General features: G+C 59.1%; 23 protein-coding genes. 16 read left to right on the top strand and 7 right to left on the bottom strand.

Features of this window, described 5'->3' with window-relative positions; translation table 11 throughout:
• Window positions 1–49 precede the first annotated feature (49 nt).
• The 5 genes from AC1RMF_RS18345 to AC1RMF_RS18325 are packed head-to-tail and all read left to right on the top strand — an operon-like array spanning window position 50 to window position 7088.
• A complete protein-coding gene (locus AC1RMF_RS18345; protein ID WP_493143365.1) occupies window positions 50–2356 on the top strand; it encodes a CHAT domain-containing protein in 2307 nt (768 codons plus the stop codon).
• Window positions 2357–2395: 39 nt separating this feature from the next.
• Entirely contained in the window at window positions 2396–3643 is a 1248-nt protein-coding gene (locus AC1RMF_RS18340) for a FecR family protein (protein WP_493143363.1), read from the top strand.
• Window positions 3643–4203, top strand: a complete 561-nt coding sequence (locus AC1RMF_RS18335) for a hypothetical protein (protein ID WP_493143361.1) — start codon at window positions 3643–3645, stop codon at window positions 4201–4203. Before AC1RMF_RS18340 ends, AC1RMF_RS18335 begins: the two co-directional genes overlap by 1 nt.
• Before the next feature lie 25 nt (window positions 4204–4228).
• Complete coding sequence (locus AC1RMF_RS18330; protein WP_493143360.1) at window positions 4229–5443, top strand: DUF2252 domain-containing protein; 1215 nt, start codon at window positions 4229–4231, stop codon at window positions 5441–5443.
• Window positions 5427–7088: a SulP family inorganic anion transporter gene (locus AC1RMF_RS18325; protein WP_493143358.1), complete on the top strand. Its 1662-nt coding sequence runs from the start codon at window positions 5427–5429 to the stop codon at window positions 7086–7088. The genes AC1RMF_RS18330 and AC1RMF_RS18325 overlap by 17 nt, the downstream gene beginning before the upstream one ends.
• A gap of 3 nt (window positions 7089–7091) precedes the next feature.
• Here the strand turns inward: AC1RMF_RS18325 and AC1RMF_RS18320 are convergent, their stop codons facing one another.
• Genes AC1RMF_RS18320 through AC1RMF_RS18305 form a run of 4 tightly spaced genes read right to left on the bottom strand, consistent with a single transcriptional unit; the run spans window position 7092 to window position 9802 of the window.
• On the bottom strand, window positions 7092–7991 hold the full coding sequence (locus tag AC1RMF_RS18320) for a metal ABC transporter substrate-binding protein (protein WP_493143356.1): 900 nt from the start codon (window positions 7989–7991) through the stop codon (window positions 7092–7094).
• A 46-nt stretch (window positions 7992–8037) separates the two neighbouring features.
• On the bottom strand, window positions 8038–8922 hold the full coding sequence (locus AC1RMF_RS18315; protein ID WP_493143354.1) for a metal ABC transporter permease: 885 nt from the start codon (window positions 8920–8922) through the stop codon (window positions 8038–8040).
• On the bottom strand, window positions 8919–9677 hold the full coding sequence (locus tag AC1RMF_RS18310; protein ID WP_493143352.1) for a metal ABC transporter ATP-binding protein: 759 nt from the start codon (window positions 9675–9677) through the stop codon (window positions 8919–8921). The genes AC1RMF_RS18315 and AC1RMF_RS18310 overlap by 4 nt, the downstream gene beginning before the upstream one ends.
• A complete protein-coding gene (locus tag AC1RMF_RS18305; protein WP_342618527.1) occupies window positions 9674–9802 on the bottom strand; it encodes a hypothetical protein in 129 nt (42 codons plus the stop codon). The genes AC1RMF_RS18310 and AC1RMF_RS18305 overlap by 4 nt, the downstream gene beginning before the upstream one ends.
• Window positions 9803–9958: 156 nt before the next feature.
• On the opposite strand from AC1RMF_RS18305, the gene AC1RMF_RS18300 reads away from it, so the two are divergent.
• Genes AC1RMF_RS18300 through AC1RMF_RS18285 form a run of 4 tightly spaced genes read left to right on the top strand, consistent with a single transcriptional unit; the run spans window position 9959 to window position 12572 of the window.
• Window positions 9959–10453, top strand: coding sequence for a Fur family transcriptional regulator (locus AC1RMF_RS18300; protein WP_342618528.1), 495 nt, complete (start codon window positions 9959–9961; stop codon window positions 10451–10453).
• Entirely contained in the window at window positions 10450–11130 is a 681-nt protein-coding gene (locus AC1RMF_RS18295) for an ABC transporter ATP-binding protein (protein WP_493143350.1), read from the top strand. The genes AC1RMF_RS18300 and AC1RMF_RS18295 overlap by 4 nt, the downstream gene beginning before the upstream one ends.
• A complete protein-coding gene (locus AC1RMF_RS18290; protein ID WP_342618530.1) occupies window positions 11127–12329 on the top strand; it encodes an ABC transporter permease in 1203 nt (400 codons plus the stop codon). The genes AC1RMF_RS18295 and AC1RMF_RS18290 overlap by 4 nt, the downstream gene beginning before the upstream one ends.
• Before the next feature lie 3 nt (window positions 12330–12332).
• Complete coding sequence (locus AC1RMF_RS18285) at window positions 12333–12572, top strand: hypothetical protein (protein ID WP_342618531.1); 240 nt, start codon at window positions 12333–12335, stop codon at window positions 12570–12572.
• A 71-nt stretch (window positions 12573–12643) separates the two neighbouring features.
• On the opposite strand, the gene AC1RMF_RS18280 is transcribed toward AC1RMF_RS18285, so the two are convergent.
• A complete protein-coding gene (locus AC1RMF_RS18280) occupies window positions 12644–13543 on the bottom strand; it encodes a LysR family transcriptional regulator (RefSeq protein ID WP_493143347.1) in 900 nt (299 codons plus the stop codon).
• A 95-nt stretch (window positions 13544–13638) separates the two neighbouring features.
• Between AC1RMF_RS18280 and AC1RMF_RS18275 the strand changes: the two genes are divergently transcribed.
• From AC1RMF_RS18275 to AC1RMF_RS18265, 3 genes are all read left to right on the top strand, one after another.
• Window positions 13639–14436 (top strand): substrate-binding domain-containing protein, encoded by a 798-nt coding sequence (locus tag AC1RMF_RS18275; protein WP_493143345.1) that lies wholly within the window; start codon window positions 13639–13641, stop codon window positions 14434–14436.
• Between the two features lie 11 nt (window positions 14437–14447).
• Window positions 14448–15740: an MFS transporter gene (locus AC1RMF_RS18270; protein WP_493143344.1), complete on the top strand. Its 1293-nt coding sequence runs from the start codon at window positions 14448–14450 to the stop codon at window positions 15738–15740.
• Window positions 15741–15992: 252 nt separating this feature from the next.
• On the top strand, window positions 15993–16937 hold the full coding sequence (locus tag AC1RMF_RS18265) for a glutaminase (RefSeq protein WP_493143342.1): 945 nt from the start codon (window positions 15993–15995) through the stop codon (window positions 16935–16937).
• 105 nt (window positions 16938–17042) lie between these two features.
• On the opposite strand, the gene AC1RMF_RS18260 is transcribed toward AC1RMF_RS18265, so the two are convergent.
• Window positions 17043–18431 carry a sensor histidine kinase gene (locus AC1RMF_RS18260; protein ID WP_342618536.1) on the bottom strand — a complete coding sequence of 463 codons (1389 nt, stop codon included), beginning with the start codon at window positions 18429–18431 and terminating at the stop codon, window positions 17043–17045.
• Window positions 18421–19098, bottom strand: a complete 678-nt coding sequence (locus AC1RMF_RS18255; RefSeq protein ID WP_342621183.1) for a response regulator — start codon at window positions 19096–19098, stop codon at window positions 18421–18423. The genes AC1RMF_RS18260 and AC1RMF_RS18255 overlap by 11 nt, the downstream gene beginning before the upstream one ends.
• 210 nt (window positions 19099–19308) lie before the next feature.
• Here AC1RMF_RS18255 and AC1RMF_RS18250 point away from each other — a divergent pair, with 210 nt between their 5' ends.
• The 4 genes from AC1RMF_RS18250 (at window position 19309) to AC1RMF_RS18235 (ending at window position 23350) form a co-directional block, all read left to right on the top strand.
• On the top strand, window positions 19309–20628 hold the full coding sequence (locus AC1RMF_RS18250) for a porin (RefSeq protein WP_342618537.1): 1320 nt from the start codon (window positions 19309–19311) through the stop codon (window positions 20626–20628).
• Window positions 20629–20703: 75 nt separating this feature from the next.
• On the top strand, window positions 20704–21651 hold the full coding sequence (locus tag AC1RMF_RS18245) for an ABC transporter substrate-binding protein (RefSeq protein WP_446738069.1): 948 nt from the start codon (window positions 20704–20706) through the stop codon (window positions 21649–21651).
• Window positions 21641–22450, top strand: coding sequence for an ABC transporter ATP-binding protein (locus tag AC1RMF_RS18240; RefSeq protein ID WP_493143340.1), 810 nt, complete (start codon window positions 21641–21643; stop codon window positions 22448–22450). Before AC1RMF_RS18245 ends, AC1RMF_RS18240 begins: the two co-directional genes overlap by 11 nt.
• A gap of 24 nt (window positions 22451–22474) precedes the next feature.
• Complete coding sequence (locus AC1RMF_RS18235) at window positions 22475–23350, top strand: ABC transporter permease (RefSeq protein ID WP_493143338.1); 876 nt, start codon at window positions 22475–22477, stop codon at window positions 23348–23350.
• Window positions 23351–23355: the final 5 nt, after the last annotated feature.

Genomic DNA, 23355 nt, shown 5'->3' with positions numbered 1-23355 from the left:
AAACGACTGCACGGCAGTTTGACGCCACGCTGCTTCTGCCGGTCTTTGTATGCGCTCCATCACACGCCTTCTGGCCTGCGGCCTTCTGGTCATGGCCACCTGGGCCACGGGTGCCCACGCGGCACTCAGTGGCAACGAGCAGGTCTCGCTGGCGGGACGGGGCGCGTTTGACGAGCTGGTGAAGGGCCTGCAGGCGCAGGCCAATGCCGGGCCCATGAAAGTGGCGGATTGGCATGCGCTGTGTTATGGCTACTTCAAACTCAAGCGCTACGACCAGATCAACAAATGCCTGGACTCGCTCGAAGCCGCGCTCACCACGGCACGGGACAAGAGAACCCGCTTGTTCGGTCTGGACGACGCCACGCCTACGGCCTTTCTGATGCGCGCCGAGACGGCGCTTGAACTCGGGCAGTACGACAACGCCGTGCAGCAGGCACAGCGCGCGCGCGACTGGTACAAGCAGGATGGGGAAAGTGAAAAGGACATCCTCATCCAGGCATTGGCCGTGCAAGCCATTGCGCTCAAGAACCTGAACAAGCGCTACCAGGCCGATGGTCTGCTGGGAGAAATCCGCAGAGTCCCGGTCAGCGTGCTGGGCGATGACGAAGCCATAGGTGCCAAGTCCCTGGCGCAGGCCCGGGTGAGCATGTCCCTGGGTTACTGGCCGGAAGCACTGGATGCGTTGGCATTGGACAAGACCCTGCCATTGCGCAAGTTTCTGGACAACCTGGCCACCGGCGCCTTCCTGCGCAATGAAAACAACTGGGTCTGGATTGAGCTGCCGCGCGCCTACATGGAAAACAAGGCCTTGCTCGAATTGGGCGAGCGCGAACGTGCCAGGCGCGGGTTTGAATCCATGCTGAAGATTCCTCAGATCGCGGCCAATAGCGAAATCCACTGGATGGTGCTGGCCGACTACGGCGACATCCTCGAAAAGGAGAAGGCCTACGATCAGGCCATAGAAGCCTACCGCAAGGCACTTACCATCATCGAGAGTCAACGTGCCAGCATCAACACCGAGGCTAACAAGATCGGCTTCATCGGCGACAAGCAGGATGTGTATGCCAAACTGGTGGCACTGCTCTTCAGCCAAGGCCGCTACCCCGAAGCGCTGGAAGTGGTGGAACGCAGCAAGTCACGGGCACTGGTGGACATGCTGGCCAGCAAGCAGCGCTTTGGCGCGCCTGCCGGCGAACGGCAGCAGGACGCCAACATTGCGCAGGCGCTGGCCGAGGTGAACCAAAAAGACGTGCAGCTGCGCGAACAGTCCTTGTCCCGTGTGCGCAGTGTCGAATCTGCCGAACGCGGTGTGCAGTCGGTTCGCATGCCCGCCGAGTTGCGCGGCCTAGTATCGGTCAAGGCCCTGAAGCCGGAGGAAATCCAGGCCTTGCTGTCGGCGGATGAAACCTTGCTGGCCTATTTTGCGCATGGCGGCGACATGTTCGTACTGGTGGTGCAACGAGAAGGTATTACCGCCCAGAAGATTGACAGCACCGACCTGGAAAAAGACATCCGCAGGTTGCGCGCCAGCATCAGCAAACGACTGGATGTGCAACCTCTGTTGAACGCCATGTACCAGCGGCTGATAGCGCCCGTCGCCAGCCGCATCCGTACGCCCAAGCTGACCATCGTGGCCCATGGCGCGCTGCATTACCTGCCCTTTGCCGCACTGATGGATGGTGACCAGTACCTGGTAGACCGGTATTCCATCCGCATGCTGCCCAGTGCCAGCGTGCTGCAGTTCCTGCGACCCCATCGCTCCAATGACGCAGGCCAGAGCCTGGTCCTGGGCAACCCGGACCTGCATAACCCCGACATGGATTTGCCCGGTGCGCAAAATGAAGCACAGACGGTCGCCAGCCTTCTGGCCACACCCAATCTGCTGCTCAGGGACAGGGCCACCAAGGAGGCTTTCACCCGTCTGGCGCCCGCTGCCAAATATGTGCATGTGGCATCCCACGGCGAGTTTGACGCCCAACAGCCGCTGGCCTCCGCCTTGCTGCTGTCAGCACCCCAAGGGCAGGACAACCGCCTCACCGTTTCCGACATGTATGAACTGGGCCTGGATGCCGAGCTGGTCACCCTGTCGGCCTGCGAGACCGGCCTGGGTGCGGTGGGCAGCGGAGACGATGTGGTCGGGCTGACGCGTGGCCTGCTCTATGCCGGCGCCAGCTCGGTCGTGACCTCTCTATGGAAAGTGGATGATGAGTCCACCGGACAGCTCATGGCCCAGATGTACCGTAATTTGGCAAAGAACACGCCAGATGAGGCTCTGCGAGGCGCACAATTGGAGACCCGCAAAAAGTTTCCCCATCCCTACTATTGGGCAGCTTTTTATCTGACTGGCATGCATTGAAGGCAGCGACTGCGGGGTGTTTGGTTCTTGAGGTATGTCATGCAACACCATTTACGCAAAATTTCAATCCCGCTATGGGCCCTGATCTGTCTGTTGCTGAACCTGCCGGCACATGCTCAGGAGCATTTCGCCACCGTCTTCCAGGTTCGCGGTGTGGTGACGGCAAGGAGCCTGGGCAGCGCAACCACGCATGAGCTCAAGATGGGTGACGCCGTGTACGTGGGCGAGCGGGTACAGGCCAGCAGCACCGGTGAAGCCGTGCTCAAGACCGATGATGCCGGCGTGATTGCGATCCGACCCAACGCCATCTTCGTGGTGGAAAAATTCGCCGCCAAGGGCTCCGCGGCGGACGGTCAGACCATCCATATTCTGCGCGGCGCATTGCGCATGATTTCGGGCTGGCTGAGCTCCACCAGCAAGGAAAATTACAAGCTGACCACGCCGTCGGCCACCGTAGGTATTCGCGGGACCGACCATGAACCCTTTGTGATCAGTACCGAAATGTCGGTGGACATGGACCAACCGGAAGGCACGTATGACAAGGTCGTATCGGGTGGCACCGTGTTGCAGTCCCCGGTGGGCGAAGTGGCGGTGGACCCCGGCAAGGTCGGCTTTGCGCCCGTCGTTGAGAAGCTGCGTGAACGCGCCCTGCTTACGGTGCTGATGCCCAAGATTCTTGATCGCGTGCCCGCCTTCTATGTGCCGGGCGCATTTGATGACCAGTTGGAAGCACTGGCCCGCCAGAGCATGGATGAGGCCGTCAAAAGTGGCCGCGTACCCAAAGTAAACAAGACTGCGGCTCCGGCCCCCTCACCCAAACCGGTCGCACCCGCACCGGCGAATACACCAGCCCCAACCCTTGCGCCCAGCACCGACAGCTCGGGTTGCCATGCCCGGCAGATCGCTGATCAATGGCTGGCCGAACTGGATGGTGCCATCCTGGTTCGCAATGCCAATGATTTCGTACAGAAATTCGCCCAAGATGCCGCCATCACCGCCCGCGTCCGCCGCTCTGACGGTGGTGTGGCCGAGTTGGGCTTCAATCGCAGCGAACTGGCCGAAAGCACGTTCAAGGCGTTGGCGGATCTGGAGCAGTTCAGCAGCCGCCGCCCCGCAGTCAGCGCGCGCGACATGGGTGGCTGCATCAAGCTTCATGTGGAGGCTGTCACCATTGAGAGCGGCGTACGCAGTGGTCAGTCTTATCGACTGGAGTCCCTGGAGAAATACGATCTGGAGCTCAAGGGTGGCAAGTGGATTGCGGTGAAGGCAGTTACCGAACAGCGCTAATGAAGAAACTTCTACTGATACTGACGTCACTCCAGATCTGCGCCTGCTCGAGCATGTTGCCCTCGGCCAAGCAGGCGGTGAATACGCCTTGGTCGGATTTCGAAGGTGCCAAGCGCAGCTACGACCAGATCACGCCCTTTGTCACCACCATGCAGACGGTGCGCGAGCTGGGATTCGACCCTTACAAGACAGCCAACATGAAGGTGCTGAACCAGGCGCAGGTGGTCAACGCGGTCCTGCCATCCCCTCTGCAGGATTCAGCTTCCATCCCCAAGGGCATTGTGGACTGCATGCGCGTGCAGGAGGCATGTGTCGGCTATCTGATGGAGCCCAGCAAGATTGACCAGAAGCGCCAAGGCAACTTTCTGCTGGACTTTCTGAATTTCAGACGCAACACGGTGACCACTGGCTGGAAATTTTCAGCCCTCATCGTTGTCATCGACGACAAGGTCGTCTACAAGCAATGGGACGGCCAGCCCAAGATCGAAACGACGGACCTGCGCACAAACCCGCTGGGGCCGCTGCAAAGCATGGGTGAAACACTCAAGCCCACACCGTGAGCGGAGTCCGCTCTTGCACGTGACCATGGATGTCGATGCCCCGACCCTTATAAAGAGCTTCAACGCAGGACGCGACCCGCAGCGCCTGGCGATGAAGTACCAGAAGATGCGCGCCAGCACCTTCGCTTTTTTGCGCGCTACCTGCCACCTGTTTTACCAGCAGTTTGCAACGCAGGAGCGGCTGAAGGATGCGCCTCTGGTCTGGGCTTGCGGCGATCTGCATCTGGAAAACTTCGGCAGCTACAAGGGCAGCAACGGCCAAGTCTATTTCGACCTGAACGACTTCGACGAAGCCGCACTGGCGCCAGCCAACTGGGATCTGGTGCGCATGTTGGCCAGCATTGAAATCGGCGCCATGGACGCAGGCCTCAAGTCCAAGCGGGCGCAAGTGCTGTGCCAGGCTTTTGTGCAGGCCTATGCCGAGGCGCTCAGCCTGGGCAAGTCCTACTGGCTGGAACGCGAGACAGCCACGGGCCCGATTCATCATTTGTTATCCGATCTGCGTGAGCGCAAACGCAGCGCGTTTCTGGACACGCGCACCGATGTCCGTGGGGGCAAGCGCGCCATACGGCTGGACGGCAAGAAGGCCCTGCCAGCGAGCGCGCAGGAGCGCAAGCATGTCAAGGCACTCATCTCCTCGTATGCATCAACACTGTCCACTCCAGGCTTCTACCGCGTGCTGGACGTGGCGCGACGCATCGCGGGAACCGGCAGCCTGGGTCTGGAGCGCTACATGGTGCTGGTGCAGGGCAAGGGCGGCGTGGATGGCAACTACCTGCTGGACCTCAAGCGCGCGGTGCCGTCCTCGCTCACTCCGTATCTGAAGACAAAACAGCCGCGCTGGCCCAGTGAGGGGCAAAGGGTGGTGACACTGCAGCAGCGCATACAGGCCGTGCCCATGGCCTTCCTGAATTCCATTGAAGATGCAAAGGCCTCCTACGTGTTGCGCGCCCTGCAACCCTCGGAAGATCGCATCCGCATTTCGGAGTCCACACTGGCACCCGGTGGGCAGGAAGATCTGATCCATGCCATGGGCCAGATGGTTGCCTGGGCCCACCTGCGCACCTGTGCCCGCCAAGGCTCTGCCGGTGCGGACGAATTGATCGCCTTTGGTAAACGCAAGGCATGGCGCTCGCCGCTGCTGGCAAGCGCCAAGCGCTGTGCCCAGCAGGTGCGCAAGGACGCCGTTCTGTTCAACCAGGCCTACGACCGTGGGGAGTTCGATGTCCACTCCAGCTGAGGTGGTGGCACAGCCCGCACCACGCTGGCGCGACCTGGTTGCCGGCTTGTGCGTAGCCGGCCTGCTGCTGCCCGAAGCGGTCGCCTACGCAGGCCTGGCCCATCTTCCGGTGACGCACGCCCTGACGGCCGTGCTGGTGGGTTTGGCGCTGTATGCGCTTTTTGGCGGTAGCCGCTTTGCCATTGTTTCCCCGACGTCCAGCACGGCCACACTGGTTGCAGCGGCGGCCGTGTCCGTAAGCGGGAGCACAGTACTGCAAGATGGCGCGGCCTATGTGCAGGCCGTGTTGGCACTGGTGCTGCTGTGTGGTGTGATGCTGATCCTGCTGGCCTTTGCCAAGCAGGGACAACTGTCGTCCTTCATCTCGCGCCCGGTACTCAAGGGTTTTGCCTTTGCCCTGGCAATTTCCATTGCGGTGAAGCAACTGCCCGACGCATTCGGTTTTCCATTACCGGCCCAACTGGTCACGGACCCGGTCCATGTCCTGTACTTCACGCTGGGCCACATGGAACTCTGGCATGGCCCCAGCGTGGCCATTGCCGTGGCCGCTGCGCTGCTCATCGCTGCCTTGCATCGCAAACCGCAGATTCCCGCTTCGCTGCTGGTGATCGTGCTGGCCATTGCGGCGGCCCATCTGGGGAACCTGAAGGCGCTGGGGGTGCAGGAAATCGGCGCCATAGAGGCGGTTACCCTACAGTTTGGCTTTCCTGATCTGAGCATGCCCCAGTGGATGCGCGCTGGTGAACTGGCATTCGGGCTGGTCATGCTGGTGTTTGCCGAGTCCTGGGGCAGCATGCGTCCCATGGCACTTGCGCATGGCGACACGCTGGATGCCAACCGCGAGTTGCTGGTGGTGGGAGCGTGCAATACAGCCTCCGCACTGCTGCATGGGATGCCAGTGGGCGCCGGCTTTTCCGCGACCTCGGCCAATGCGGCTGCCGGCGCAGTTTCCAGAAAATCCGGCGCCGTGGCGCTGGTGGCTGTGCTTGCCACGCTGATCTTTGCCCTGCCCGCCCTGCACTACCTGCCCCGCCCCGTGCTGGCCGTGGCCGTCATCAGCGCGCTGTGGCATGCGCTGTCCATCAAGCCCTTGATCAGCCTCTGGCGTATGAACCGCGACCGGGTGCTGCTGGTGGGTGCGGCACTGGCCGTGCTGTTTCTGGGCGTGCTGGACGGCATGCTGGCATCGGTGGGGCTGTCCATCGTGATTGCATTGAACCGCTTCAGCCAGCCCGTGGTGCATGAGCTGGGGGAGTTGGGCAATTCACGCAACTTTGTCGATATCCATGTGCAGCAAGGTGCCCTCGCAAAACCGGGGCTGCTCATTCTGCGCCCGGAGGAGCCCCTGTTTTTTGCCAGCGCCGAGCGCGTCACCGCCGAGATCGGCAAGTTGCTGCGTGCCCGGCCAGGCGTGAAAGCCGTCATCCTCAGCCTGGAGGAAAGCGGCGACCTCGACAGCACCGCGGTGGACTGCCTGCTGGAGCTGGATCAGCAACTCAAGTCCCTGGGCACCACGCTCTACATCGCCCGAGCCAAGACCACCGTGCGCAGCTTGCTGGCCAACTGGGACCCATCAGGTTTGGGCCAGGAGCAGCGCATGTTCTGGAGCGTTGCTGATGCGGTCGAGTTCGCGATGCAGCGCTGACGCTCAATTCATCTGCATGCCTTCCACCAGGGCCTTGACGTTGTAGCGCATTAGCTGGAGGTAGCTGGCACCTTCGGCGTTGGACTTGGATAGCGCATCGGCAAACAGCGGACGCCCCAGGATGACGCCGGTGTCCTTGGCGATCTGAGTGATCAGCTTGGAGTTGCTCATGTTCTCCAGAAACACGGCCTTGATCTGCTCCTGCTTGATTTGCCGTATGAGCTTGGCCACGCCCTTGGCACTGGGCTCTGCTTCGGTGGAAATGCCCTGGGGCGCCCGCAAGGTGACGCCAAAATGCGCACCGAAGTAGCCGAACGCATCGTGGCTGGTGATCACCTTGCGTTTGTTGGCCGGGATGGTGGCAATCTGCTCTTGTGCCCAGGTGTCGAGCTTCTGCAATTCAGCCACATAGCTTTCCGCATTGGCGCGATAGGTTGCAGCGCCATCCGGGTCCAGCTTGGACAGGCCCGCTGCAATGTTGCGCACGTACAGAATCACATTGGTGGGGTCCTGCCAGGCATGCGGATCGGTCTCCACTCCACCACCCGTTTCAGCCGGCATGGTACGTGCAGTCACACCGTCCGAGGCTTGCACCACCAGCCCCTTGTAGCCGGAAGACTTCACCAGCTTGGCCATCCAGGGCTCAAAGCCCAGGCCGTTGGTGACCACCAGTTGCGACTGCAGGATGCGTTTGGCATGTGTGGGCTTGGGCTCGAACACGTGAGCATCCTCATCCGGTCCAACCAGGGCATGCACCTCCACCCGGTCTGCCCCCACCACCTGCACCAGGTCCTGCAGGATGCTGAAGCTGGTGGTGACCTGCACCTTGCCCGCCGCCAGGGCAGAGGCGTTGAGAAAGACAAAGGCAGCAAGCGCCAGTAGCCATTGCGAAAGACGTTTCATGGATATCACCCAAATAGAGATTGTTGAAAAAAGAAGAAAAGCGTGCTCAGACCGGTCGCGCCCGCAGCGGTGCGGCGCGTTGCAGCCAGCCACCCGGCGCCAGGACCAGCGACACCCCATACAAGGCGCCGCAACAGCCGATGATGGTGGGGCCTGTGGGCGTGTTGAAGTGGTAGGAAAGCAGCAACCCACTGGCTGCTGCAGCCATCGCTTGCGCACTGGCGTTGACCAGTTGTGCTGGCAGGCTGTCATGCCAGAGCCGGGCGGACACGGCGGGCAGCATCATCAGGCCGACCGCCATTAACGTGCCCAGGGTCTGGAAGCCTGCCACCAGGTTCAGCACCACCAGAATCAGAAAGCCTTGCTGCCATAGCCAGCCGCGGCGCCCCGAGGCCGCCAGAAACAGCGGATCAAAGCTCTCCAGCACCAGCCCCCGGTAGAGCACGGCCAGCGCCACTAGGCTGAGGCTGGCAACGCCAGCCACCCACTGCAAGCCCGCCCCATCCACACCCAGCGCACTGCCAAAGAGGATGTGCAGCAGATCCAGCTGGCTGCCCTGGTGGGAAATCAACACCACCCCCAGAGCCAGCGCGACAAGGTAAACGGCCGCCAGACTGGCGTCTTCCTTGAGCGCGGTGACATTGCTGACCACGCCTGCCACCGCCACCACGGCAATGCCAGCCAACACGCCCCCCAGTGCCATGGCAGACAGCGACAGCCCGCACAGCATGAAGCCCATGGCCACGCCCGGCAACACCGCATGGCTGAGCGCGTCCCCCAACAGACTCATGCGGCGCAAGGTCAGGAACACGCCCAGTGGCGCAGCACTCATCGAGAGCGCCATGCTGGCCACCAGCGCTCGGCGCATGAAGGCAAATTCGGCAAACGGGGCGACCGCCAAATCCCACAGACTTTGGACCAGGGGTGTCATGCGCCCACCGCCCTTGGCGTTCCCCAGGCGCCCTCGTGGGCTGCACCTGTGCCATCGGATTCCCAGGATTCAGCCAGGCGGCGTACACGCTGCAGGTGCACATCCTGCAGAACGTCCGAAGTCTCGCCCCAGGCCACCACCTCGCGTGCCAGCAGCAGGGTTTGTGGAAAGTGCAGGCGTGCCTGCAATTCATCGTGGATCACGGCAACCACCGTGCGCTGCTGCGCATGCCAGTGCGCCACGATCTGCAGAAGCGCCTGCGTGGTGCGACCATCTACCGCATTGAAGGGCTCATCCAGCAAGATCAGCGGCGCATCCTGCACCAGCAACCGCGCAAACAAAGCCCGCTGCAACTGCCCGCTTGACAGCGTTCCGATAGCGCGCTGCTCCAGCCCCTCCAGACCCACGGTATGCAAAGCCTGGTCCACACGCGCACGCAGGTCGGCATCGATACGCCGCACAGCGCCTGCGGCACCCCAGGCGCCCAGCATGACGCAGTCGCGCACATGGATGGGAAAGCTGCGGTCTATCTCCGCCAGCTGCGGCAGATAAGCGACTCGACTGATCGGCACGCTCAGTTGCAGCATGCCCGAGCGCAGAGGCAAGGCGCCCACCAGGGCCTTGAGCAAGCTGCTCTTGCCTGCCCCATTGGGGCCCATCACCGCAGTGAGCGAGCCCGCCGCAAAAAAACCGCTGACTTGCTGCAAGGCAGTCTGACGGCGGTAGCCCACACACACGTTGTCCAGACGGATCATGGTGCAAGCGGCGCATTCGCCCAGTTCACGGCCAGCCACAACAGCATCAACAGCGGCGCCACCGCCGCGATGCGCAACCAGGCTGGCCAGGCCAGAAACGAAGGCGCACGGAGAAAGAAAGACAAGGGTTTAGAGCTCATTACGAGACGATCTTTACAAGGGCTTGATAAATATCCGGAGGCAGATTCATAGAATTGCAATCAAATTGCGTTAAAGTCTAACGCAAATATGTTGCTTTAATTTTTCTACGCAACTTTGTTGCGTTACTTTACATTCCCGCCATGACCAAGTTGAAGCCGCCCGCCAAAGCCGAAGACCCCATCGACGCCCTGCTCAGCGCCCACGGCTTGCGAAAGACCGCCACTGGGCGTCTGGTGCTGGGCTGGTTTCTGGCGCATCCGGATACCAGCTACACGCATGCCCAGTTGCTGGCGGCCTTGACGGAAGACGTATCCACCGAGCTGGACCGCGTCACGCTGTACCGACTGATCGACCGCCTCACGCAGGTAGGCCTGCTGCTGTGCCGCGTGGATGTGAACCGCGTGCGGCGCTTCCAGGCCATGCCCGCCAGCGTGCATGCCATCCCCCACTTCGAGTGCCAGAGCTGCCACCGCGACAGCCCTCTGGCCGGAGCGCTCAAGGCCAGTGCCAACGACCTGGAGCGCGCCGCGCAAAACGCGCTGGAGGCCCTGCGCGCACTGGGCTACCAGGGCTACAGCATGGACTTTGCCGTACGTGGCGTCTGTGCCGACTGCGCCACCGGAGCTGCCTCGTGATACAGACCTCCAACCTCACATACAGCTATCCGGGCAGCAGCCCTATCCAGTTTCCCGACATCGACGTGACGCAAGGCAGAGTCGTGTTGCTCAGCGGCCCCTCGGGTTGCGGCAAATCCACATGGCTCGCGCTGGTCGCCGCGCTGGTCAAACCCAGCGCGGGCAGCCTCACAGTGGCTGGTCAGGCGCTGGGCAATCTCAGTGGTGTAGCCGCCGATGCCTGGCGCGCGACCACCATCGGCTTTCTGCCGCAAAAGCTGCACCTGAGCGCAGCGCTCACGGTAGCGCAGAACTTGGCCATGGCCCAGTGGGCCGCCGGTCAGGCAGAGGACACGAGCCGCATCCGCTCCACGCTGCAAGCCCTGGGCGTGGCAGACCTTGGCGCACGCAAACCCTCGCAACTCTCCGGTGGCCAGGCGCAGCGCGTGGCGCTGGCGCGCGCCGTGCTTCTGCAACCCAAGGTGATACTGGCCGACGAACCCACTGCCAGCCTGGACGATGAGGCGGCGACATCTGCCGTGGAGATGCTGGTGCAGACCGCAAGGCAATTCGGCGCCACCCTGGTGATTGCCACCCACGACGGGCGCGTTGCACCCATGATCCAGCCCGCACCCGACGGACAACCCGGCTTTACCGCCCTGAAGCTCACCCGCCAGACCGAAGGTGCCGCAGCATGAAGACCATTGCACTCTCCTGGCGCTACCTCTGGTCCCGCCCACTGGGCGCGTCGCTCAACGTGCTGCTGCTCAGCCTGGGCCTGGCCTCCATCACCTTCTTGCTGCTGGTCAGCTTCCAACTGAACAAGGCCTTTGACAAGGACCTGGCCGGCATCGACGTGGTGGTGGGTGCCAAGGGCAGCCCCATGCAGCTGATTCTGTGCGGCGTGTTCCATATCGATGTGCCACCGGGCAACATACCGCTCAAGGCGGTCAAGGCGCTGCAGCAGAACCCGATGGTGGCGTCTGTCATCCCCATCAGCCTGGGGGACAACCTGCGCGGCTTTCGCATCGTGGGCAGCTCGCATGAATATGTGGACCACTACGGTGCCACGCTGGCACAGGGGCGCACCTGGGACGCGCCCATGCAGGTGGTGGTTGGCTCCATCGTGGCCCGCAAGCTCGGCATCCAGGTGGGCAACACCTTTGTGGGCTCGCATGGTCTGGGCGCTGGCGGCCACTTGCACGGTGACCACCCCTACACCGTAGTCGGCATATTGCAGCCCAGCGGCACCGTGATCGACCGTCTGATCGTGACCGACACCGCATCGGTGTGGAAGGTGCACGAGGACTACACCGCTGTGGACGACGAAGACCGCAAGATCATGGAAGACGAGCGCGAAGTCACCATGGCCCTCATCCAGTACAAGACACCGCTGGCCGCCATGAGCTTCCCACGCATGGTCAACACCACCACCGAGATGCAGGCCGCCGCACCCGCCGTGGAAATATCGCGCCTACTCAACATGCTGGGCATTGGCACCGACGTGCTGCGCGCCTTTGCCGGCGTGCTGCTGCTGACCGCGGGCCTGAGCGTGTTCATTGCATTGTGGAGCGCCGTGCGTGAGCGCCGCTCAGACCTGGCTCTGCTGCGCATGCTGGGTGCACCACCGGCCAAGATTGCTGCGTTGCTGATGGGCGAGGCGCTATGGCTGGGCGTGCTGTCGGCCGTGATAGGCGTGGCCGCCGGTCAGGGGCTCACCGCGCTGATCGGCTGGATGCTGCAGCTCGACAACTCGCTGCTGATTGGTGGCATGGTCTGGCCCATCGAATTGCTGTGGGTGCCCGCAATGGCTTGCGGCGTATCACTGGCCGCAGCCATCCTGCCGGCAGTGGGCGCCTACCGTGTAAGTGTTCTGGAACTTCTTCAATCAAGGTGAACTATGAAATCCTGGCTTCTGATCTTCGCTTCGTTGGCCCTGTCGGCGCACGCATTCGCGGCAACGCCTGAACTCAGCCAGGAGACGCTGGACGACATTGCCAAGCACGAACGCATTGCCGCCGCCCACACCGAAGCTGCCAAGTGCCTGCGATCCGGCAAGCCTGATGAGGTTTGCGAAGGCGCACTGCTGGCCGCATGCAAGGGCATTGCGTTTGGGAAGTTCTGTGGGATGAAGCACTAAGGGCTGGTCGTGCCTCTGGGGCTGGTGGAAGTGAAAGGTTTCTTTGCCCTCTCACGACTGTCACCCAAGAGCTAAGAATCCCGGATGGCCGCTGACAGTGTGTCGGCCAATACCCGCGCCATGTCGTGGATCTTGTCCCCTTTGCGCACGATCAGGCCCAGGGTCCGCGTGATGGCCGGGTCGACCAATGGCACGCCCATGAGTCCGGGGTGAAGCTGGGCATCCAACGCCAGGCCCGGAATGATGGCAATGCCCAGTCCGGCAGCCACCAGATTGATGGCCCCCGTGACATGGTTGATTTCATACTGGATGGTCGGTCTCTTGCTGGTTTTTGCAAAAGCACTGTCAATGAGCAAACGGTTGCCGCTGGTGCTGGAGACGGAAACCAAAGGCTCCTTTTCAAGCTGCCGCCAAGCGACTGTCTTGCGCCGCGCCAATGCATGCTCCTTGGGGACTACGACAACATAGCGCTCTGCCCGGATGGCCGTAAAGTCCAGTTCAGCCTCCTGGCTTCCAAGAAAGCTCAAGCCAAAATCTGCCAGCCCTTCCCGTACGCTGTCTAGCACTGTCTGCGCACTTTCATCGATCACTTTGACACGCACAGACGGATAGGTCCTGGCGAAGTCCTTTAGGACCGATGGAAGCAAATGATTGGCCACCGAGGGAACGCAGGCGATGGTCACCTTGCCGGTGCGCGCGACCGCTCTGGCTTCCAAGCCCTGGTAGGCACGCTCCAGTTCATCGATGACCGCTTGCGCATGGGACAAAAACTGGCGCCCGGCATCGGTCAGGGACACCCTGCGCGTGGTTCGTTCCAGCAATTGGCATTTCAAGTCCTTCTCCAACTTGTCAATACGCCGACTCAAGGCTGGCTGCGAAATAAACAGACTCTCTGACGCCGCCCGGAAGCTGGACTTCTGGGCAACCGCTAGGAGGGCTTGAAGTTCGCCGATTTCTGTATTAATGCGCATGAAGCATCAATATATCAAATTAATGCAATTGTGTTTTCAATTGCGGCCACGCATCATCCGCCCCCAAGCCACATACAAGCACAAAAGGAGATGACATGAAACTTGGGTTCAAGCCTGGACGCACGGCGCGTCTTCTATTCCTGGCAATGGCACCGGCAATGGTGTCACTTGGTTTTGCAGACGAAATCCATGTGGCAAGCTCCGGCGGATTTGCCGCTGCATATCGCGCACTGGCTCCCGGCTTTGAAGTGCGCACGGGACACAAACTGGTCGCGGTGTGGGGTCCATCGATGGGTGAGACCAGCGGCGCAATCCCCAAACGTCTGGAGCGCGGAGAGCCAATAGACGTGGTCATCATGGTGGGCGATGCCCTGGACAAGCTTGTCCAGCAAGGCCGCGTCGAAGATACCAGCCACCGCCTGCTGGCCAACTCAAAGATTGGCGTCGCAGTGCCTGCGGGATCAGCCAAGCCCAACGTGAGTACCGTGGAGGGTCTGAAACAGGCTCTGCTGAATGCGCGCTCCATTGCCTACTCCGACAGCGCGAGTGGCGAGTACCTCTCGAAAGTCTTGTTCCCACGCCTGGGTATTGCTGACCAAATCAAGGGCAAAAGTCGCATGATCCCGGCCGAACCCGTGGCACAGGTAGTGGCACGCGGCGAGGCGGATCTTGGCTTCCAGCAGGTCAGCGAACTGCTGCCGATTCCAGGAATTGACTTCATCGGTGAGATCCCCGAAGAAACACAGCAACTCACGCCATTCTCTGCCGGCATCGTGGCCAATTCCAAAGAGCACGCGCCAGCGCAGGCTTTGATCGACTACCTCACATCCAACGAGGCAGCCCCCACCATCCGGAAGACCGGTCTCACGCCCGCCGCTTCCACAGCACACTGAATGAGGTCACCATGACAGATATCCAAAAACCTGCGCAATCCAGACTGTCAACCGTGTTGCGGGTGACGAGCGGCAACTTCCTGGAGATGTTTGATTTCTTTCTGTATGGTTTTTACGCCACCTACATCTCCAAAACCTTTTTCCCCAGCAATGACGAGTATGCGTCGCTCATCCTGACCTTTGCCACATTCGGGGCCGGCTTTCTGATGCGGCCTCTGGGAGCTGTGATTCTGGGCAGCTATATAGACCGGATTGGGCGCCGCAAGGGGCTCATCGTCACGCTGGGCATCATGGCTCTGGGTACCGTGCTGATTGCCTTTGTGCCCGGCTACGCGACCATAGGCATTGCTGCGCCCATTCTGGTCCTGATTGGCCGCTTGCTGCAGGGCTTCTCTGCCGGCGTGGAGCTCGGCGGTGTATCGGTCTACCTGTCCGAAATGGCCACCCCTGGCAACCGAGGCTTCTATGTCAGCTGGCAGTCCGCGAGCCAGCAGGTCGCCATCATGGCTTCAGCCATCATCGGATACCTGCTGAGCCAATGGCTGACTCCTGCCCAAATTGGCGCATGGGGTTGGCGCGTGCCATTCTTCATCGGCTGCATGATCGTTCCGGTGATATTTGTAATCCGTCGCTCACTGCAGGAAACCGATGAATTCCTGGCGCGAAAGCACCATCCTACCTTCAAGGAAATCCTGCAATCCATCGGTGCCAACTGGCGCATCGTGCTGGCCGGCATGATGATGGTGGTGATGACCACCGTGTCGTTCTACCTGATCACGGTCTACACACCCACCTTTGGCAAGAGCGTGCTCAAGCTCAGTACTGCCGACAGCCTGCTCACCACATTTTGTGTCGGTATGTCGAACTTTTTCTGGCTGCCCGTCATGGGCGCGCTGTCAGACAAGGTGGGACGCAAGAAAATTCTGGTGACCTTTACCCTGCTGCCCATATTGACTGCCTATCCCATCCTGTCCTGGCTGGTAGCCAACATCAGCTTTGAGAACCTGCTGGTGACCGAACTGTGGCTCTCCTTCATGTACGCCAGCTACAACGGCGCAGCGGTGGTTGCACTCACGGAAGTGATGCCGGTCCATGTGCGCACCGTAGGCTTTTCGCTGGCCTACAGTCTGGCGACTGCCATATTTGGCGGATTCACTCCCATGCTGTCGACCTGGTTGATTGAGGTCAGCGGCGACAAGGCGGCGCCCGGCTACTGGATGACCTTTGCCGCAGCCTGCGGTCTGGCCTCGGTCTTCATGCTGTACGGGCGCCGTCGCGTTGCAAGGGTTGCGGTTGCAGCGTAAGGTTGCGAAACGGCGGAGTGTTTGACACAAACCCAAGAGGGGCACCAATCGCTGCGAGTCTGCAGCAAGCCTTTGTCTATTCAATGGCCGATCATCTAGCTCCTGCTTACTAGCCAGAGGGCTAGCGTCGAACAGGCAAATCACCAACTCCACAAATGCACATTGCGCATCTGCGCAATGTGTTTCGTGCATACATGGTGCGGCGGCAATCTTAGAATCCGCGCGATGAACAAATCCAGCAGGAACAATCGCATGACGGAGCCATCCCACATGCAGGACATACTTGCACAAATTAGCGATGAAGCACGCGCCCTGTTTGGCCAGGGCAAGGTGGCAAGCTACATACCTGCCCTTGCCAAGGTCAATCCCCGTCAATTTGGCATCGCAGTGGCCTTCACTGATGGGCAAACCTGTTCGGTGGGCGATGCCAACGTTCCATTCTCCTTGCAAAGTATCTCCAAACTCTTCACGTTTGTGCTTGCACTCAAGGCCATTGGCGATGATGTCTGGAAGCGGGTCGGCCGCGAACCCTCTGGAGCTGCCTTCAATTCCATGGTGCAACTCGAGACGGAGCATGGAATCCCGCGTAACCCATTCATCAATGCGGGTGCACTGGTTATAACGGACATTTTGACCAGCCACTACGCGCATCTGGACTACGCACTTTTGGGTGCACTGCGCAAGTTGGCCGATGCACCCATGCTCAACTGGAACACCGAGGTTGCCAAATCAGAGCGTGGCACCTCACACCGCAACATGGCCATGGCCTATTTCATGAAGAGTTGTGGGAACTTCCACAACGCACCGGAACTGGTGCTGGACAACTATTGTCGGCAATGTGCCGTTGAGATGAACTGCGTTCAGCTCGCTCAAGCCACCATGTTCCTCGCCCACAGTGGTCGCAACCTGGGCCAGAGCGGGCAAGCAGATGCGCAGTTCCTGAATGCAGATGATGCCCGCCGGGTCAACGCCCTGCTGCTCACCTGCGGTGCCTACGACGCGGCCGGAGACTATGCCTACCGCATCGGGCTTCCAGTGAAAACCGGAGTGGGTGGAGGCATCGTGGCGGTGGCACCCGGCATCGGAACGATCGCAGTCTGGGCGCCGGAGCTCGACGCAAAAGGAAACTCCGTCTTGGGAGGATTTGCATTGGAGCGCCTGGTGGAACTTACCCGCTGGACGCCGCACGCAACGTGAGCAAATGAAGCTGGTCACTCCGGCCGCACGCCAAGGCAAAAGCTCGTAAATATGGATCTGGTTGGAGGTATCAGACCATGAGCGCAGCCCTATTGGGCACAGTGATTAAACCTGCGCATTGCAAAACTGCAAACAGGCTCTCAGCCCACTTCCATTGGCAATGGTATCTAGAGAAACCTTGGCGCCAGTGCGCTCGGCAAAGGCTCGAACAATCGACAATCCCAGGCCACTTCCCTGCGAGTCGTGGTTGTCAATGCGGAAGAATCGTTCGAAGACCTTTTCCCGTAGCTCAGGAGCAATTCCTGGTCCACTGTCCTCCACTACCAATGTGCTTGTGTCCTGCGTCGAGTGAAGACGAACCGTTACATGACCACCGCTTGGGGTATAGCGAATGGCGTTATCCACCAGATTCATCACCATTTCACTGATCACCAGGGAACGCCCTTGCACGACCGCCCCATCTCCATGATCCTCGAATCCCAGATCGATGTTCTTTTCCTGTGACAGCCCTGCGAGATTCTCAAGCACCTCCTGCACAACTACCGTCAGTTGGGTAGTTTCCGAACTAGCTCCGTCCTTGTTTTGGTCCAGCGTCTGCGCCAACGATAGCGACAGCAGCTGATTTACCAATCGAATGGCACGGCTCAAAGTGCGCCTGGCCGCGGCCAGGGATTCGGTGTGTCCAACGCCCTGGCTGTTGCGCATGGCATAGCTCAATTGCGTACTTAACACTGCAAATGGAGTCCGTAGTTGATGCGCCGCATTCTGTATAAATACTTCGTGGGTATTGACGTGCTCCTCCAATCTTCGAATGTAGTCGTTCAGCGAGTCCACGAGCGGCGTCAATTCGTTGGGTAATTCATGCGCAATCACGGGCTCGAGGGTACCCGGCTTGCGTGAATGAATCACGTCACGCAGGCGGCGCAAAGGCAGCAATCCACGGTTCAACCCAAACACGATGAGCACCATGGTCATTGCCAGAATGAAAAGCTGTGGAACTACCGATTGAAGCCAAAGCTTGTGAATCAGTTGCTGTCTTGCATTGGTGGTCTGTGCAACCTCTACCACCGCTGGCGCTGCAGTCGGATTGCCAATGACGGGCTGCCAAAGTGCCACGACTCGTACGTCCTTACCACGCATCTGGCTGTTGAAAAAGAAGGGCGTATCCTGTGGAGCAGTGACTTCCGGTCGCGCCAGATCGGTGTATCCAGACAGCAATTGGCCGCCTTCAACGGTGACCTTGTAGAAAATCCGATCCACATCTTCCGACTGAAACAGTTCAAGTGCGGCAGGCGGAATCAAGTGTTGAAATGACCCGTCTTCAAATCGAATCTGCTCTGCGATGATGCGCGCAGATCCCTGTAACAGTCGATCCTGAACTACGGTGGCAGTTTGTACTGCGCTGCGATAGTTGACCCACATGTTCAGGCCCACAGCCCCTAGCAAAGGGAAAAGCACCCACGTTAGCAACTTGCCTTTGAGACTACGTGTCATGACCGGTTGCGCGCAACAAATAGCCAAGGCCGCGCAACGTGACAATGCGCACATTGCTGGAATCCAATTTCTTCCGCAGACGGTGCACATAAATTTCAATGGCATCCACCGAGGTCTCATCGCTCAAGGAAAAAATGCTCTGTGCCAGCGCCGCCTTCGATACCGTGCTGCCCTCTTTGCGCATCAGAATCTCCAAGACACCTCGTTCACGCGGCGTAAGAGACAAGGGCTGATGTGCAATCGCAAACTCACGGCTATTGGTGTCATAGCTTAGATTTCCGCAGGCGATAGCCGGATTGGAGTGACCTGCGCTACGCCGCAGAAGCATGCGGATTCGAGCCTCCAGTTCTTCCATTTCAAAGGGCTTGGCCACGTAGTCGTCGGCACCATGGTCGAGTTCCCCAACACGACTCTGGATAGAGTTATTGGCCGTCAATATCAGCACAGGGGTGGAATCATTGCGGCTTCTGAGCCTGCGCAACACTTCGGTACCACTCAGCTTGGGCAAGGCCAAATCCAGGATCACGATGTTGTAGGTTTCCGCCTTCAGCGCATAGTCTGCATCAAGCCCATTGTTGATCCAGTCCACCGCGTACTGTTGCTGACGTAGCGCACGAATCAGCCACTGCGCCAGGTCTTCATTGTCTTCAACTACCAGGATTCTCATGGCTTCCATGATATCGCCGAGATGACACATGACAGATGTCCTCAGTACTTTCCCTAGTCGATACAGACTGAAAGCGGACTGAAAGCAGGCCCCAAATACATTGCCCTTCGATTGGTCAGCACAGGTGTCAACAGCACTTGCGCGCATTGACTGGTTGCGTCACCCCTTTTGGCTTTGACGACATTTAATGATTTATAGGAGACCCGATTGATGAAAGCACAACGTCTTATTTTGGTGAGCGCAGCACTGGGCATGGCATCCATGGCCACGCATGCACAAAGCAACGAGCAACTTCAGCAAGCGCTGTCTCAGGCGCAGGCCGCAGCCGCCCAAGCGCAAGCCGCGGCCAAGCAGGCACAAGCCGCCTTGGAACAAGCACAAGCTGCCGCTGAGAGCGCCAAAGCCAGCAACAGTGCGGCAGCACCCGCGGCAAAGCCCAATACATCCGGTGCACTGACTTTCAACAGCGGACCTGTCAGCGCAACGCTGTACGGCTTGATTGATATAACGCTCTTCAACAAGAACGCCAATGGACACACCACCACATCACCCGACGTGGCATGGTTTAGCGGCAATCGTTGGGGTATTACAGGTGCACGCCAACTGGGCGGCGATAACGACCTGAAGGCCATCTTCCGTTTGGAAAGTGAATTCGAATCCGAAACCGGCAATATGGATACCCCGGGAGTTCTCTTCAACCGCGACGCATGGCTCGGTCTGGAAAGCAAGTCGCTCGGCAAGCTCACCTTTGGTCGCCAAAACGCGCTGGGTCGCGACCCAGCTGCTTCTGCCATTTACGGTGATGCGTATGGTCCGGCCAAGGCAAGCTTGGAAGAAGGCGGTTATTCAAACAACAACAACTTCAAACAGCTGATCTTTTACGCGGGTAGCGCCAACGGTACACGTGTCAACAATGGCGTTACCTGGAAGAAGGCGTTTTCCAACGGATTCGTGACTGGTTTGCAGTACTCCTTTGGTGGTGTACCGGATAGTTTCAACACTGGAACTTCCAGAACCGCTTCGCTTGCCTATAACGGCGATATGTTCACGGTCGCCGGATTCGCCACCAGTGCCAATGTGGCCAATCTTACGCACCAGAGCTATTCAGTTGGCGGGTCCATTCAGATCAACCCTTTGGTGAAGTTGAACGCCGGCTACTACAACTACACGGCCCAACAAGCCAGCGCAGTTGGTGACCGCAAGGACTCAGCCTGGACCCTTTCCACCAAACTGACTCCTGGAGGCGCCTTTGACTACGAATTGGGATACCAGGTCATGACGGCCAACAACGCCGGATTGAACGGTTCCGGTTATGTGCTGAATGCATTCGCCGATGCAAGTGGCGTTACGGCGGTAGGCAGTGGCAATCGCAGCACGGTTTACGGATCGGTCTTTTACCACTTGGATTCAGCCACTGAAATCTATGCCGCCTTTGACCATCTGAACACCACCGATACCTACTTGGCTGCCCAAGCCGGTGGAGCCAAATCTGCTGATGAAGTCGGCGTTGGCATGCGTTTCAAATTCTGATTGGAAACATCCATGCAATCTGTTCAAGGTATTTTGAAGGCATTCCGGCTGACCGGTTTGTGTGCAGCCATTGTGATGTCTACTTCTGCGCTCGCAGCAGACAAGATCAGCATCATTGTTGGCGGCTACGAAAAGCAAATCTATCTGCCGGCGAAGCTGGCAGAGGGTCTGGGCTACTTTCAGGCTGAAGGTCTGAATGTTGAGCTGCTCAACGAAGCATCCGGTGTGGACGCCGAAAACGAAATGCTTGCGGGTGCAGTCCAGGGGGTAGTTGGTTTCTACGACCACTGCGTGGACTTGCAGACCAAGGGCAAGTTCGTCGAATCGGTCGTTCAGTTCAGCCAGGCACCGGGCGAGGTTGAGCTGGTGTCTTCACGATACCCGAACGTTGCAAGCATGGCAGATTTGCGTGGCAAGAACCTGGGCGTTACCGGCCTGGGCTCTTCCACCAATTTCCTGACCCAATTCCTGATGGTCAAATCTGGCGTACCGCTGGGCGAATTCAGCAACCTTCCGGTGGGCGCAGGTACAACCTTCATTGCCGCCATGCAGCAGGACAAGATCCAGGCTGGCATGACGACTGAGCCGACCATTTCTCGGATGCTCAAGTCTGGCGAGGCCCGGGTGCTGATTGACCTGCGAACATTGGAAAAAACCAAGCAGGCATTGGGAGGCCCTTACCCTGCTGCGTCCCTTTACATGGCCACGGACTGGGTCGAGAAGAACAAGCCCACGGTGCAGAAACTGGCCAACGCTTTTGTCAAAACCCTGAAATTCATCAGCACCCACAGTGCGGCTGAAATCGCCGACAAGATGCCCAAGGACTTCGTTGCTGCAGACCGTGATGGTTATATCAAGGCACTGGCCGATGGCAAAGGGATGTTCACCAGTGATGGTGTCATGCCAACGGGTGGACCCGAAACCGTATTGTCGGTGTTGTCGTCTTTTTCCAAAAATGTAAAAGGCAAAACGGTTGATTTGCAAAAGACCTACACCACCGAGTTCGTGAAAAATGCAAAGTGAACCAGCTATCCAATTGATCAATGTCAGTCGACGCTTTGTCACGCCTGATGGCAAGTCAATGACGGCGCTGCGTGACTTCAACATGTCCGTGGCCCGAGGGGAATTTGTCGCGGTGGTGGGGCCCACCGGCTGCGGCAAATCCACCACGTTGAATCTCATCACCGGGCTGGCCACGCCGTCCAGTGGTGAGGTACGCATCAATGGCAGAGCCGTGAACGGAATAGACCCCAGCATTGGTTTTGCATTTCAGACCGATGCGCTGTTTCCCTGGCGAAGCGTGATTGACAACGTGGTGGCTGGTCCGCTGTTTCGCGGTGTGCCCAGGAAGCAAGCGTATGAGAAGGCTCGCTTGTGGCTGGACCGTGTCAACCTTGGCGGCCACGAGTCCAAGTTTCCACACCAGCTTTCGGGCGGTATGCGCAAGCGTGTATCTCTGGCGCAGACCTTTATCAACGAGCCCGAGATTCTTTTGATGGACGAGCCGTTCTCAGCGCTGGATGTACAGACGCGTGTGCTGATGCATGAAGAGTTGCTCAAACTCTGGTCACAAGCCCGCGCATCGGTGGTATTTGTCACCCATGACTTGGAGGAAGCCATTGCTTTGGCTGACAAGGTCTATGTCTTGACGGCCGGACCCGCTACGGTGAAGTCGGTTTACCCGGTTTCCTTGCCCAGACCGCGCGTGGTCAGCGAAATTCGCTACGAGCGGGCCTTTATCGATATTTCCCACACCATCTGGGAAGACTTGCGTGATGAAGTTCAACGTAGCGCGGTCCGAGAAGAAGCCTCCATTGCATAAAAGAACTCCCCAAATAAACCGCTCATGACTGATACCTCCCTGACAGTCGGCATTGCTTTGCAAGCTGGCACTTCGGACGTCGAGATTGAAATGGCCGCCGCAAAGAAAATGCGCCGCCGCACTCAGACCGTCTACTTTTGGCGATTCGCCATTTTGATTGTGTTCCTGGCGAGTTGGGAATGGCTTTCCCGCAGCAAGTTGATTGACGAGTTCTTCTACTCTCGACCTTCCACCATTTGGGAGCGGCTCTACGAATGGGCCACTGTCGGCACATCAGAAGGCCCACTCTGGTATCACCTGTGGGTAACGATGGAAGAATCGCTTCTGGGCTTTTTCACCGGCTCTGTTGCTGGCATTGTGGTTGGCATCGCGCTGGGACGTAAGCGCATGCTTTCGGATATTTTTTCGGTCTACATCAAGGTCATCAACTCAGTGCCGCGGGTGGTTCTTGCCCCGATTTTCATCATGATCTTTGGATTGGGGCTTTCTTCCAAGGTAGCGCTGTCTTTTGTGATGGTCTTTTTTGTGGTGTTCTCCAACGCCTTCCAGGGAGTGCGCGAATCGGACCGCAACTTGCTGGCCAACGCCCAGATCTTGGGTGCCAAGGGCTGGCAACTGACGCGCTCGGTGGTTATCCCCTCGGCGATGAGCTGGATCTTTGCCTCGTTGCATGTGAGCTTCGGATTTGCCATAGTTGGCGCAATCGTTGGTGAATTTGTCGGCTCACGCTATGGCATCGGCCTGCTCATCAACGTGGCCAAGGGTTCGTTTGATGCGTCCGGCATGTATGCCGCAATCGTCATCATCATGGTGGTGGCATTAGCTGCCGAATACTTGATGACGGTACTGGAGAACCGGTTGGCCCGCTGGCGCCCAGCGCCATTGCTGGACACGCACTAGATGGC

This window comes from Rhodoferax sp. GW822-FHT04A08, from assembly GCF_058801025.1.
This window is presented reverse-complemented; position numbering and strand designations above follow the sequence as displayed.